The organism is Treponema bryantii, assembly GCF_900111035.1.
In the GTDB taxonomy this organism is placed as follows: domain Bacteria; phylum Spirochaetota; class Spirochaetia; order Treponematales; family Treponemataceae; genus Treponema_D; species Treponema_D bryantii_C.
In genome coordinates this window covers 373,144-385,561 of sequence record NZ_FOFU01000001.1, presented here as the reverse complement: position 1 = coordinate 385,561, position 12,418 = coordinate 373,144, and the positions used below count along the sequence as shown (strand labels likewise).

General features: G+C 37.9%; 12 protein-coding genes. 2 read left to right on the top strand and 10 right to left on the bottom strand.

The genetic code is table 11. The annotated features are described in order from the left end of the window. Window positions 1-9: 9 nt before the first annotated feature. Window positions 10-213 carry a hypothetical protein gene (locus tag BMY21_RS01715; protein WP_143064141.1) on the bottom strand — a complete coding sequence of 68 codons (204 nt, stop codon included), beginning with the start codon at window positions 211-213 and terminating at the stop codon, window positions 10-12. A 37-nt stretch (window positions 214-250) separates the two neighbouring features. Here BMY21_RS01715 and BMY21_RS01710 point away from each other — a divergent pair, with 37 nt between their 5' ends. Further along, window positions 251-1,393 (top strand): class I SAM-dependent methyltransferase, encoded by a 1,143-nt coding sequence (locus BMY21_RS01710; RefSeq protein ID WP_074640297.1) that lies wholly within the window; start codon window positions 251-253, stop codon window positions 1,391-1,393. A gap of 55 nt (window positions 1,394-1,448) precedes the next feature. Here BMY21_RS01710 and rpmE read toward each other — a convergent pair whose 3' ends face one another. The 7 genes from rpmE to rpsT all read right to left on the bottom strand — a co-directional run bounded on the left by rpmE (window position 1,449) and on the right by rpsT (window position 8,620). After that, a complete protein-coding gene (gene rpmE, locus BMY21_RS01705) occupies window positions 1,449-1,658 on the bottom strand; it encodes a 50S ribosomal protein L31 (protein WP_074640295.1) in 210 nt (69 codons plus the stop codon). A gap of 309 nt (window positions 1,659-1,967) precedes the next feature. Then, on the bottom strand, window positions 1,968-3,770 hold the full coding sequence (locus tag BMY21_RS01700; RefSeq protein WP_074640293.1) for a bifunctional metallophosphatase/5'-nucleotidase: 1,803 nt from the start codon (window positions 3,768-3,770) through the stop codon (window positions 1,968-1,970). 60 nt (window positions 3,771-3,830) lie between these two features. Further along, a complete protein-coding gene (rho, locus tag BMY21_RS01695) occupies window positions 3,831-5,591 on the bottom strand; it encodes a transcription termination factor Rho (RefSeq protein ID WP_074640291.1) in 1,761 nt (586 codons plus the stop codon). Between the two features lie 214 nt (window positions 5,592-5,805). Next, window positions 5,806-6,237, bottom strand: coding sequence for a bactofilin family protein (locus BMY21_RS01690; RefSeq protein ID WP_074640289.1), 432 nt, complete (start codon window positions 6,235-6,237; stop codon window positions 5,806-5,808). A 17-nt stretch (window positions 6,238-6,254) separates the two neighbouring features. After that, entirely contained in the window at window positions 6,255-7,943 is a 1,689-nt protein-coding gene (lnt, locus tag BMY21_RS01685; RefSeq protein WP_074640287.1) for an apolipoprotein N-acyltransferase, read from the bottom strand. Further along, window positions 7,933-8,244 (bottom strand): HU family DNA-binding protein, encoded by a 312-nt coding sequence (locus tag BMY21_RS01680; RefSeq protein WP_074640285.1) that lies wholly within the window; start codon window positions 8,242-8,244, stop codon window positions 7,933-7,935. Before BMY21_RS01680 ends, lnt begins: the two co-directional genes overlap by 11 nt. A 100-nt stretch (window positions 8,245-8,344) precedes the next feature. Then, window positions 8,345-8,620, bottom strand: coding sequence for a 30S ribosomal protein S20 (rpsT, locus tag BMY21_RS01675; RefSeq protein WP_074640283.1), 276 nt, complete (start codon window positions 8,618-8,620; stop codon window positions 8,345-8,347). A gap of 156 nt (window positions 8,621-8,776) precedes the next feature. Here rpsT and BMY21_RS15630 point away from each other — a divergent pair, with 156 nt between their 5' ends. Next, window positions 8,777-8,950, top strand: coding sequence for a hypothetical protein (locus BMY21_RS15630; protein WP_143064140.1), 174 nt, complete (start codon window positions 8,777-8,779; stop codon window positions 8,948-8,950). A gap of 178 nt (window positions 8,951-9,128) precedes the next feature. Here the strand turns inward: BMY21_RS15630 and BMY21_RS01670 are convergent, their stop codons facing one another. Further along, the gene (locus BMY21_RS01670) at window positions 9,129-9,890 is read right to left on the bottom strand and encodes a lysophospholipid acyltransferase family protein (RefSeq protein ID WP_074640281.1); all 762 of its coding nucleotides are present in this window, start codon (window positions 9,888-9,890) and stop codon (window positions 9,129-9,131) included. Between the two features lie 49 nt (window positions 9,891-9,939). Then, window positions 9,940-12,393, bottom strand: coding sequence for a helicase C-terminal domain-containing protein (locus BMY21_RS01665; protein ID WP_074640279.1), 2,454 nt, complete (start codon window positions 12,391-12,393; stop codon window positions 9,940-9,942). Window positions 12,394-12,418: the final 25 nt, after the last annotated feature.

Below are 12,418 nucleotides of genomic sequence, written 5' to 3'. Positions count from 1 at the left end.
AATATCTGTTTATTGTTTTGTTTTTTCGCGGCTTTTAACCTTGTTTAATTCCTTGTAGTAATCCAGATACTGGCACAAAACTCCCAGAGCCATCTGTACACTCTGTTGAACATTTTCATCTTCATCTGCTTCTACTACATTACTTTCGTAAATTGCATCACGAAGTTTACAGAATTCATTATTCATAGCAAGATATTTTTCAGTCGCAGTCATAGTTTTAATTATAACAGATATGTGGTAAACTTCAAGCATGAATAATTCCGATACACAGACTAAAACAAGCTATCAGGCGGAGCTTTTTTCTAACCGTTTGAAAAAAAAATATAAGGAACTCCGTAAGTGGGCACGAAAAAACAGAATAAGCTGCTACAGACTTTATGACCGTGATATTCCGGAAGTTCCAGTAAGTCTTGATCTTTATGAATTTCTTCCGGATGGAGTTGATTCTGTAATTGAAACTGCCCGATTTATGAGTGACCAGAACGCCCGTCTTTCTGCAAATGATCCGACAGTTGAACAGGGAATTAAAGAAAGAACTTATGCAGTACTCTATCTTTATGAACGTCCTTATGAAAAATCAGATGAAGATGAAGCTGAATGGCTGAATGCAATGGCAGAAGCTGCCAGCGCTGTACTTGGAATTGAAGCTTCTCATATCGTAAAAAAATCCCGCGGACATAAGAGCCATAAGGATGATGAACAATATCAGAAAAATGACAATGCACAGGAAATCAGCGGATTCGTTCAGGAACAGGGACAGATTTTCCGCGTAGACCTTACAACATATCTTGATACAGGACTTTTCTTTGATCACCGTCCTCTCAGGACTGTTGTTCGCGACACTGCAAGCAAAAAGCGTGTACTTAATCTCTTCTGTTATACAGGAAGCTTTTCTGTTTATGCTGCCCAGGGAAATGCATCTTATGTAGAATCTGTGGATTTATCAAACACATATCTTACATGGGCAAAAGATAATATGAAGTTAAATGGCTTTACTGACAAAAACCGATATGTTTTTACCCGTGCAGACTGCATGCGTTATTTGCAGGAAAAAGCAGTTGCTGCAAAAAGCGGAAAGCCCAAAGCAGAAGAACTTTTTGATATGATTATTCTGGATCCACCCACCTTCAGTAACAGCAAGTCAACAACAGATGTGCTGGATATAAACCGCGACTGGCCGCAGCTAGTGAAAGACTGTCTTAATATCCTTGCACCGGGCGGAAGACTTTACTTCTCCACAAACTCAGAACGTATAAAATTCGACATCTCAAAAATCCCAGCGAAAACCGCAGCCGGCACCGACTTCATCTGGAAAGAAATAACAGAAGAAACAATTCCACAAGACTATGCAGGAAAGAAAGCTCATAAAGTTTGGGAATTTGTTTTGAAATAAAGATAAAAAAAAGACTTCCATACGGAAGTCTTTTTGATAAAGTATAATTATAAAATTACTTATTGTCTTTAATACCGTAACGCTTGTTGAAGCGATCGATACGACCTGCAGTATCAACGAGTTTCTGCTTACCAGTATAGAATGGGTGGCAAGCTGAACAAATTTCAACGTGGATGTTCTCAACAGTTGAACGTGTTTCGATTACGTTACCGCATACGCAAGTAATCTTTGTAAGTTTGTAGTCTGGGTGGATTCCCTTTTTCATATTATAACTCCTATACTCTTGCCCGATATTACGCCCGGCTGCCCCTGGCTTGTCCTATCAGAACTACCATCATTCCGCTACCGTCAACAAATTACAAAAATAATATCACAAGATAAAAATGATTAAATTATTATATTAAAATCAAATTATCAGGTCAAGTGCGCAACTTGTAAATTTATTGCCGCCACATGGCTTTCACATTATTAATTAATTCAGTAATGTTGGCGCTGCGGAAGTCCTGCTAGACCCCATAAACACAAAAGGTTCTAAAACAAAATTACCGTTAAAACCTTAAAAATCCGTATACAATCATTTCGAAATATCTTCGTACAAAATAAAATGCGGACGAGTATCTATAGTAAGTAATCCTGAATTTTCAGCAGCTTCCTTTTTCAATACCTTTATCGCATTCTCATTATCTATAAGACTATCCTGAACAAGTTTTTCAGTTTCATTCCATGCAACAAATGGATTATGTGGATCTGAATAACTCTGCCGATCTGTTGTAGCAGGATATTCGCTCAAGGCAACACTAACCTTGCGGTCCTTCCAGGTGTCAGCCCATTTTCCATCCGCATAAATCTGCACTCCGTCTTTTGAAAGCGACTTAACTGCATAAGCTGTGTACGTTTTACCCGAAACACTAAGCTTTTTCTCTTTGGTAAAATAACAGTCTATTCCAGTTACTCTGGAAATTAATCCTTTTCCACTGCTTGTCATTGCATATTCGAAAACCGAAAGCAATTCCTCATAAGTAATATCATAAACATAAATCCGGTTATCAAAAGGGAAAATTTCATATACATCTGAAACAGTTATATTTTTTTTAGCTGAACCATCCAGGGTAATAGAAGTACGAACCCCGCCACTGTTTACAAAGGCAATATCAGCATTACCAATTTCCCGGATGATGTCACACATCCAGTTAGCCATAACACTTGCCCTTCCATCACTTCCTTTAATTGAAAGACTTGTATCCGGATAATTATTGGTTGCATCAACAGTAATGTAACCAATAACCTCCTCCAGAAGAGGCCTGACATTTTCAATTGCGACATCGGAGAGCTTAAGAATTTCTTCATCAAGATCTTCTGCATTTTCGCCGGCAAAAGTATATGTATCCTTTGTTTTATCAACAGGAATTGTTTCATTTTTGCTTATGTTTGCAAAAGACACATTTCCGTCATCATCAACATAAAAAGAAAGCTCTGCATAAGCATAGGCTTCCCCATAAGACTCACTTTGCAGATAAGAAGGCATAAGGCCATCTTCACTGGAAAGATTTACATGTGTGTGTCCGCCAAGTACAAGATCAATTACAGAATCATTACCAATCTTATTTACTGCAGTATCTGCAGCCCCATGCACCAGAAGAATTGTAGCATCACATTTTCCGCTTGCTTCAAGCTCAACTGCAATATTTTTTGCAATAGAATAATTCTCTTTAATCTCATAACCTTTTCCAGTAAACTGGGCAGTCATAACACTTGAAGCCCAATCTTCTGCAAATCCAATAATGCCGATTTTTACAGTAACACTGTGACCATTTTCATTTACAGCATTTTTTTCGACGATAACATAATCCTTTGTATTTGTAATACGGCTTCCATTCTGAAAAAGATTTGCACAAATTACAGGCACAGGATTTGTATACAGCTGGCCGTCAAGTTCATAAGCTGGAAGGGTTCCATCTGCCTCGACCATATTTTCAAAGCCCCAGTCAAACTCATGATTTCCTACTGCGACTGCATCGTAATCCATTTTATCAAAGGCAATATAAAGAGGTTTTCCTCTCTGTAGATTTGATACTGTAGTCCCCTGATAAATATCGCCACCGTCAAGAAGAAGCATTTTTTCTTTACTATAGGCCTCTCCCCGTCCGCGGATATCCTTTACCTTATCTGCAATATAGGCAAGCTTGTAATGAACAGTTTCTTCCGATGTGTTCACAAGGTAGCCATGAATATCGGTGGTTTCAATAAGAGACAAAATGTATGTGCCTGCCGGGACTTTTTTACCAGACTCAGGCAAGGCATCTTCATTTTGTTCACAGGAAATAAAAGAAATTAAAAAGGTAAAAATAGTGAAAATAGTAATTAATTTTGTTCTCATTTTCTAAATTGATTATTAAATGAATAATTTCCCGGCATTTTTTGTGCCGGGAAATCTCTATTATTCAATGCCTGCAGTACCAGCATTCATACTGGCAAGGAAGGCTTCGTTAGTCTTGCTCTTCTTCATGCGGTCAAGAATAAGTTCGGTGATATCAACATCTTCCATTGGGTTGAGTACCTTACGAAGAATCCAGATTTTCTGAAGCTCATTTTCTGTAAGAAGCAGTTCTTCCTTACGTGTACCAGATTTTTTGATATTGATTGCAGGGAAGAGACGGCGTTCTGCAAGCTTGCGGTCAAGGTCAATTTCAGAGTTACCAGTTCCCTTGAACTCTTCAAAAATAACCTCATCCATACGGCTACCAGTTTCAATAAGAGCAGTAGAAATGATTGTAAGAGAACCACCCTCTTCTACGTTACGTGCAGCACCAAAGAATCTCTTTGGCTTGAACAGTGCGTTAGAATCAACACCACCAGAAAGTACTTTACCAGAAGTCTGAACAGTCTGGTTATAAGCACGTGCAAGACGAGTAATTGAATCGAGCAAAATTACAACATCACGTTTATGCTCTACAAGGCGCTTAGCCTTCTCAAGTACCATTTCTGCAACCTGAACGTGGCGTGTAGCCTGCTCATCAAAAGTAGAAGAAATAACTTCACCCTTGATAGCGCGTTCCATTTCAGTAACTTCCTCAGGACGTTCATCAATCAAAAGAACGATAAGGAAAACTTCAGGATTGTTTGCTGTAATGGCATTAGCAATTTTCTGCATAAGGATTGTCTTACCGGCCTTTGGAGGCGCAACAATCAAAAGACGCTGACCTTTACCGATTGGAGCAAAGAGGTCAACGATACGTGTTGAAACTTCTGTACTTACAGTTTCAAGACGGAGCTTTTCATTTGGATAAAGCGGTGTAAGGTTTTCAAATGGAACACGAGTCTGAGCAATACGTGGCTCATCAAAGTTTACAGTTTCAATGCGGAGCAATGCAAAGAAGCGTTCACCCTCTTTTGGAGAACGGGTCTGTCCGTAAACTGTATCACCGGTCTTAAGATTGAAAAGTCTGATCTGACTTGGGCTGATGTAAATATCATCTGGACCAGGAAGATATGAGTTCTGAGGGCTGCGGAGGAAGCCGTAACCATCAGGCAAAATCTCAAGAGAACCGGAAGCAAAAATAATTCCACCGTGTTCTGTATGTGCTTTAAGGATAACAAAAATCAAATCCTGTTTTTTCATTGGAGCAAGGTCATCTGCAGTAAAGCCATAGTTCATTGCAAGTTCACGAAGCTCTGGCATAGATTTGATTGTAAGGTCATTGATTAAAAGACGTGGTTTGTTTGCATTTTCTTCTGCAGCGGCAGCAGCTTCTGCAGCCATCATTTCTGCAACTTCCGGACTAGGTGGTGTATAAGAGTTACGACCATAAGGTTTTCTCATTCCGCCCTGACCGCGTCTGTTATTGTTATATCTGTTCTGATTGTTCTGGTTATTCTGATATCGATAATTGTTTGTATTTGGACGTTCTTCTGAAGCAGGTGTAGCGCCTTCTGCCTTTTCTGATTTTTCAGTTTCTTCTGTCTTTTTAACAACGCGGCGTTTTTTTACAACAACCTTGCCGGCATCTGCAGCTTCACCTTCTACTGGTAGTGTTTCGGAAGAAGCTTCTTCGGTCTGTTCATTTTGTACAGGAGTTTCTACCTGAGTTTCTGTTGTGTTTTGTTCTTCTGGTGAACCAAAATCAAGAGTAGCCTGTGCTTCTTCTGCAGGCTCTGAAACATTTTCACCGTCTGCGCGACGTCTTCTTAATGCTGCCATTAAAAAATCCTCATAAAAAAATTAGAATTATATTTTGATTTTATATATTGATTAAAAAATAAACACCGATTTAAATGATTTTTTTGGAAAAAGAATTGATTAAATATTTCCTATATTTCTATTATTATCTTTTTTGACATTTCTGTCAATATTTTTAAAAACTGGCAAGTACAGCTTGCCACTGATGCATATAACGTTTCTTCGATTGTAGCCTTTATTTTATAACATCAGAATGAATAAGCATTGCCTGTTTGTATTCTGATGATGCAACCGAGAACAAATCAACTTCCGGTTCCTTATCAAGCATGTTTACATCACCACTAAACTCTACATTATTTGCAATTCTGATTCTTGCAGTTGTGATATTACCGATTACCTTACTTCCAGAACAGATTTCAACACGTTCTGCTGCATTCATATCACCGTTTACATCACCACCGGCTACAATAATTGAATTAGCATCAATTTTATCAACTTTGCAAACTGCATTCTTTGCAATTTCTAGGTCACCTGCAGGTGCATTTATTTTTCCGCTGAATTTTCCAGTAATAACAAGACGGTCGCTGAATTCAAGTACTCCATCGAATTCTGTTTCTTCACCAAAAACTGTTATATTCTTTTTTTCAATTTCGTTTTTATCAGCCATCAATTCACCTGCAAATATTATTTCTTATCTAATATCTTTTTAATTATAACAACAATTGTCTGTATTAGCAATATAAATGCTCCCAGCACAGCTTCTGCCATTCCTGCAATATCTCCAGTTTTGGTAAATACTGTCTGTGAGTTTTCATTCATCAGCGGAACCTTACCAATTACAAAAGCTTGACAGAATTCAGGAGCAATCTTTTCAATTTTTCCAGTCGGACTAATTATACAGGTTACCCCGCTGGCAGTACTTCTTACCGTCGGTACACGATTTTCAACAGAACGGAAAACAGCCATTGCCAGATGCTGATGCTGACAGGCAGTACTTTTTGACCAGGAGTCATTACTCAGATTTATAAAACATCGGGAACCATTTAATACCATCTGACGACAGATTGTACTGAAAGTATCTTCAAAGCAGATTGGCGTAGAAAACTTTAAGCCACGGTAATTGAATACTGTATACTCATCACCCTTCTGCCACATATGAGAGCCGCCATTCAAAAGCCTGACATATAATGAAGGAAAAGTATGCTTTAATGGGAAGCTTTCTGTAAAAGGCACCAGTTTCATTTTTGAATAAATTTGAGGCTCCGGCGGATGCACATTTTTACCTGATTCAAAAACTAATGCGCTGTTATAGTACTGCTTTTCTGCACCACGAAATTCTACCTCATGGGAATTTCCAATTACAAAAACTGCATTATTTTCATCCAGGAAATTCAGCAGCTGAGAAATCAGCATAAAACGTCTTACATCATTTCCATAATCATAGTTGTAAATGATTGATGGGGCTACAGCAGTTTCCGGCCATACAACAAAATCAATTTCAGAAGAAAGAGACTGTGCTTCCTCTGTCAATTGAATAAGATTCTTTACATTACGTGAATATTCTTCAATTCCATTTTTCCAAGGACTATCATTATTTTGAATTGCGGCTACAGTAACAGATTTTTTTGAAACAGGCTGTCTCACAACATAATTGCCGTAAATCAAAGTAGAAAAAAACAGCGCAGCCCAGGTAAGTCCACAAATATAAGTCAAACGCAGCGAATTAACGGCAAGCGCCTTCTCTTTTTTCACATAAGCCGAAATATGCGATTTTCTTTCAAAATCAACCTGATGAATCAATTTCTGCTTCGCCTGTTTTTTTGAAATCAAACTGAATAAAAATGCTGAAGGAAATATTACAAGCAGATTAAGACCAAACACACCTGTCACAGAACAGATCTGAATCAAAGTGGTAAACTTCCATTGAGTATAAGCTGTTACACCGTAACTCATTCCAAGAAAACCGAGCGTTTTTAAATATTCATAAGCGCAGACACAAACAAACTGAAGCAGCCAGCCGTTTTTAATACAAATTAAATCTGCCCATTTTAAGCCAACAAACAGCAGTGCGCAGATAATCATATAAGCAATACAAACAATAATCAGGCCAAGCGGATGAAAGGTATTCAGCCAGTAACCATAAAGACCATATGAAATAATGCCGTAAAAAGCACCGTATAATATGGATTGACGTATATTACATTTTCTGATTAAGAAAAAAACTGGAAGATAATTAAACCAAGCAAGCCAGCCAAGACCATCTTCAAAAAAAATATTTGGATTTGAAAGCCAGAATAAAACTGAAGCTGTAATCAGGAGTAAAGTTTTTTGAAAAAAATCCAGAGTTTTTGAAGCAGCCTTTTTATTTTTCATCTTTTTTTAGATTCCAGAGCTTGTCCTTTAAGATTTGTCCAGCACGGAAAGCCGCAACATAATGAGGCGCTACACTGAGTTTTTCACCTGTTTTAGGATTTCGAGCAACTGCTCTACCTTTACGAAGTCTTGCCTCAAAGGTTCCAAAGCCCCGTAATTCAATTGTTGAGCCTTGTTCCAAAGCCTCTCTTGTCTGTAATAAAAAACTGTCTATTACATTCTGAATGATCTGCTTTTCGATATCAGTTGATTTATAAACTGCATCAACTAAATCACTTTTAGTTATTTTTGAATCTGACATTTTGTAATCTCCTGTTTAATTTATTATAACACAGAAAGTAAAAAAAAAACCAGTTGAAAATTATTTCAACTGGTTTTCTATAATGCATTAATCAAAAATGTTATTTTGCTGCAAATGTAGCATTATAAAGATTCATCATTCTTGACTTCTTGCGAGACACAGCATTTCTCTTCAAAACACCCTTGCTGCGAGCAGTATCAAGTTCCTTCTGGAGCTGCTTGTATTTTTCTTCTGCGAGTTTCTGGTCTTTAGCCTGAACTGCTTCTACAAACTGCTTTGCATAAGTTCTGCAAGTACTCTTGATTGCTTTATTATGAAGTCTGCGAACTTCGCTCTGTGCGTGTCTTTTTTCTGCAGATGATTTTTTGCCTGCCAATTGGAGACCCCCAAAAAATATAGTTAACTGTTGTTCATACTATCAAATTACATATTTTGTGTCAATGAAAGTTTCGATTTTTGTGATTTGAATTATTGACACTAGCGCCTTATCTCATTATTATATTTGTTACGAATATTCGATTGGAGGCACATAATGGCTGGAGCTAGTAAAAACTCTCGTACAACTGTTGCAACACAAAAATTCATTTGCCCTGACTGTGGTGGCGAAATCATAATGAAGACCATGATTGAAAATGGTAGACTTAAGAATCAGGCAGAATGCCAGAAATGCAAACGTGTTGAAAGAAGACCTAAAGATTTCAAATAATCTTTAGTTTTTACTTGCCTATAATCGAAAATCCGTTAAAAAACGAGCCGAAAGGGTCGTTTTAGGATTATCGACATAATGGCTCAGAGGTAAGTTATGCTTACCGACACAAAAAGACCGTACGTAATCATGAAACGTACGGTCTTTTTTTTTTGCTTTCACTATTTTATTTCAGAATCTATTTCTTATCAGATGGCAGCTTTCGCCAGTATTCAAGCTGCTGCTGCATAAGCATTCTTGATTCTTCAAGAATCTGATTACATTCTTCCTTTGTTGTTGGAGAATCATATATTCTAAGAATCTTTACACGGTAACAGCCGTTTTTAAGGTTTGTAACAAGCTTTCTTAAATCACGAAGCTGCCAGCCGCCATCAAGTGCACATACAACAACAGGGAGTCCTGTCGATTCTGAAAGCTGACGGAAACCGGCAGAAAAGAACTTTCCAACATTACCATCACGTGTACGAGATCCTTCCGGATACAGAATTGGAATCTGTTTTCGTGCTACAACACGTTTTCCAAAATCAGAAATATAACGCATTGCTTCCATTGGTTTTGCCTTACGAGGAATAAGACAATGCTCCTGAGCACGAAGCATTTCTGAAACAAGCGGAATATGTCTTCCAAGAGTATCCTTTGCTATAAAACGAACTTCCTGTCCTTCAAAGAATTTCATAAAAACAGGAATATCAAGAAGACTCTGGTGATTTGAAATCAGAATAAAGTTTTCAGGGAGAGAATCTTTTTTATCCTCGTAGCCCCAGAAATGGAAATGTCTATAAGTATAAAGAATTGCAAAAAGACGAGGAGCAAGAACCTTTACAATATAATCAGAGATTCTGACACTAAGTTTTTTGCTTACAGGATATGCAAATATATTCGCAATACTTGCAGGAATTACCATAGAAAATAAGCATAAAATAGTCAGAAAGTGAGACATATATCGGCTCCAGAAAATCAAAAAATCTGATATGTATTATACTTTATTTTCAGTTAAAAATAAAGGAATTTATTCTATCAGTTATATCAGATAAAGGCTCATAAACCTTTTTACATTCCGGCATACTGGCAATAAACCAGCTGCCATAACGTTTTTCATAAATACGGCGATCAAGTACTACTACTACACCTTTATCATCAGAACGGCGTATAAGACGTCCTATACCCTGTCTGAATTTTATTACGGCTTCTGGGACACTCAGTTCCATAAATGAGCTGCCGCCTCTTTTTTCAATAGCTTCTGCACGGGCAACAAATACAGGATCATTAGGAACAGTAAAAGGAAGCTTTACTATAATAACCTGAGATAAGGATTCTCCAGGAATATCTACTCCCTGCCAGAAAGAATCGGTTGCAAAAAGAACGCTTTCATTTTCTTTTTTAAAAGCTTCAAGAAGTTTTGAATTATCGTCATCGCCCTGCTTCATGATTCTGCCAGGGAATCCACGCATACAGGCAACAACCGTACGATGAGCACTCTTGAGTGATTCATAAGAAGTAAAAAGCACCAGAGTACGACCAGCAGCAGCCTGAATCAATCGGGGAAGAGCCATTTCTATATACTGCTGATACTGAATGTTATCCGGTAACGGTGCGTCATTCGGAACAGCAAAAAGCATATTTTTATTGTATGGGAATGGTGAAGGAAACTCCCCTTTTATGATTCTATCTTCACCAGCGAGTGTTACACCTGTACGGCGCATCCAGTAAGAATAATCCCTGCCTGTTTTTAAGGTGGCAGAAGTACATACTACACTGGACATCTGTTCAAAAACACCGTCATTCATCAGATGTGAAATATCAAGAGGAGTCTGTGTAAGAATTACATATTCAGGATCTCCGCCATCGCGAATCATATCCGGCGGAAGTCTTTTTTTCTGAATCCAGAATACATCATCCTTTTTCTCATCCCACATAGGAAAGTTTTTCAAAAGAATTACATAACTATCAAGATGGCGCAGAATTGTTTTTGATTCCCAATAGCATGGAGCATCCTTATCGTCATCGCTTACACCTTCCATAACTATTCTGATTAAATCTGCAAAAGCACCGAGTGCACGAGTAAGTTCACCAACGGCTACAAGGAAAGGTCCGAAATTTCTGGCCGTACCTTCATAAAGCCGCATTGTATAATCATTGGTCAGTAAATCCTTAGCTGTTATTTCAACATTAGTAAGGGCAAGTTTTATTTTATTTGTAAACTCAAAAGCATCTCCAGCTTTTTCTTCATTTGCAGAAAGGATAGCCAGACTACATAAATGTCCAGCCTCAGAATTCTTTCTATGGCGATACATCTGATTTACAAGTTTATTGATTTTAAATCTGTTTACACTTTCACTGAAAAAACTTGTTGCAGCATTTTCAATTCCATGAGCCTCATCAAAAATTATATGACGATATGGAGGAAGTACGGCAGCATCATCATAACCTGCACCACTTAACCTTGATTCAATATCAGCAAACAACAGATGGTGATTTACAATAATCAGATTTGCACCCGCAGCTTCCTTTCTTACCTTCATGACAAAACAGTCATTATGATAAGGACAGCGCATTCCCATGCAGGCATCACTTTCTGAATTTACTTTTGACCATATATTTTCAGTAGGCATAAAGGAAAGATCACTTCGGCTTCCTGTAGGTGAAGACTGAGCCCATTCGGCAATTTTTTTAAGTTCATCACCCTCACCTTCAAATAAATCGAGAATTGAAGCCGCATCATTAAGGCGACGCAGGCAGACATAATTCTGACGGCCTTTCATCAGAACATATTTGATTTTCTTTCCAATAATTTTTTCTACAGCAGGAACATCTTTTTCACATAACTGCTGTTGAAGATTTATTGTTCCGGTAGAGATTATAACCTTTTCACGATTTGTAAGTGCCCACAAGGCAGAAGGAATCAGATAAGAATAAGATTTTCCAACTCCAGTCCCAGCTTCAAAAACTGCAATTTTATCATCATTAAAAGCATTTACAATCTGCTTAAGAAGTTCAACCTGGACAGGACGCTCTTCAAAAGAATCTGAGATTTTAGATAAAGGGCCGCCCTCAGAAATATATTCCCCGGCTTCGTCTTCATTTACTTTTTTTGCAACATGAGGAAGCACAGGTTCAACAACAACATAAATTTCTGTAGCCGAATTGTTGATGATATAAAAGCCGCAGCCATTTTCAGAAGCACCGGCAGCAACATTTAGATCAGCTTCAGACGGAAGAAGATTTCCACTTGGATGATTATGAATTAAAACTGATGTATTTCGTGCGTCGTGGAAATTGACAGGAACAGTGTGGGAATTGCCTCGTGAGCCGATTTTAACAGATTCAACAAGACCGTTACTGGTAATATCACCTGTAAAGAAAACTTCATTTCCGCCTGCTTCCTTTACTGCAGCCTTTATCGTCTGTCTGGCAGAATCAGATAAGTATTTAGAAATTTCCACGTTTTTTCCCACCACCTAAAAAAAA

What these genes read in the sequence shown, in the direction of transcription:
- BMY21_RS01715 (WP_143064141.1), bottom strand. Translation starts at nt 213, where the DNA reads ATGACTGCGACTGAAAAATATCTTGCTATGAATAATGAATTCTGTAAA.
- BMY21_RS01710 (WP_074640297.1), top strand. Translation starts at nt 251, where the DNA reads ATGAATAATTCCGATACACAGACTAAAACAAGCTATCAGGCGGAGCTT.
- rpmE (WP_074640295.1), bottom strand. Translation starts at nt 1,658, where the DNA reads ATGAAAAAGGGAATCCACCCAGACTACAAACTTACAAAGATTACTTGC.
- BMY21_RS01700 (WP_074640293.1), bottom strand. Translation starts at nt 3,770, where the DNA reads ATGAGAACAAAATTAATTACTATTTTCACTATTTTTACCTTTTTAATT.
- rho (WP_074640291.1), bottom strand. Translation starts at nt 5,591, where the DNA reads ATGGCAGCATTAAGAAGACGTCGCGCAGACGGTGAAAATGTTTCAGAG.
- BMY21_RS01690 (WP_074640289.1), bottom strand. Translation starts at nt 6,237, where the DNA reads ATGGCTGATAAAAACGAAATTGAAAAAAAGAATATAACAGTTTTTGGT.
- lnt (WP_074640287.1), bottom strand. Translation starts at nt 7,943, where the DNA reads ATGAAAAATAAAAAGGCTGCTTCAAAAACTCTGGATTTTTTTCAAAAA.
- BMY21_RS01680 (WP_074640285.1), bottom strand. Translation starts at nt 8,244, where the DNA reads ATGTCAGATTCAAAAATAACTAAAAGTGATTTAGTTGATGCAGTTTAT.
- BMY21_RS15630 (WP_143064140.1), top strand. Translation starts at nt 8,777, where the DNA reads ATGGCTGGAGCTAGTAAAAACTCTCGTACAACTGTTGCAACACAAAAA.
- BMY21_RS01670 (WP_074640281.1), bottom strand. Translation starts at nt 9,890, where the DNA reads ATGTCTCACTTTCTGACTATTTTATGCTTATTTTCTATGGTAATTCCT.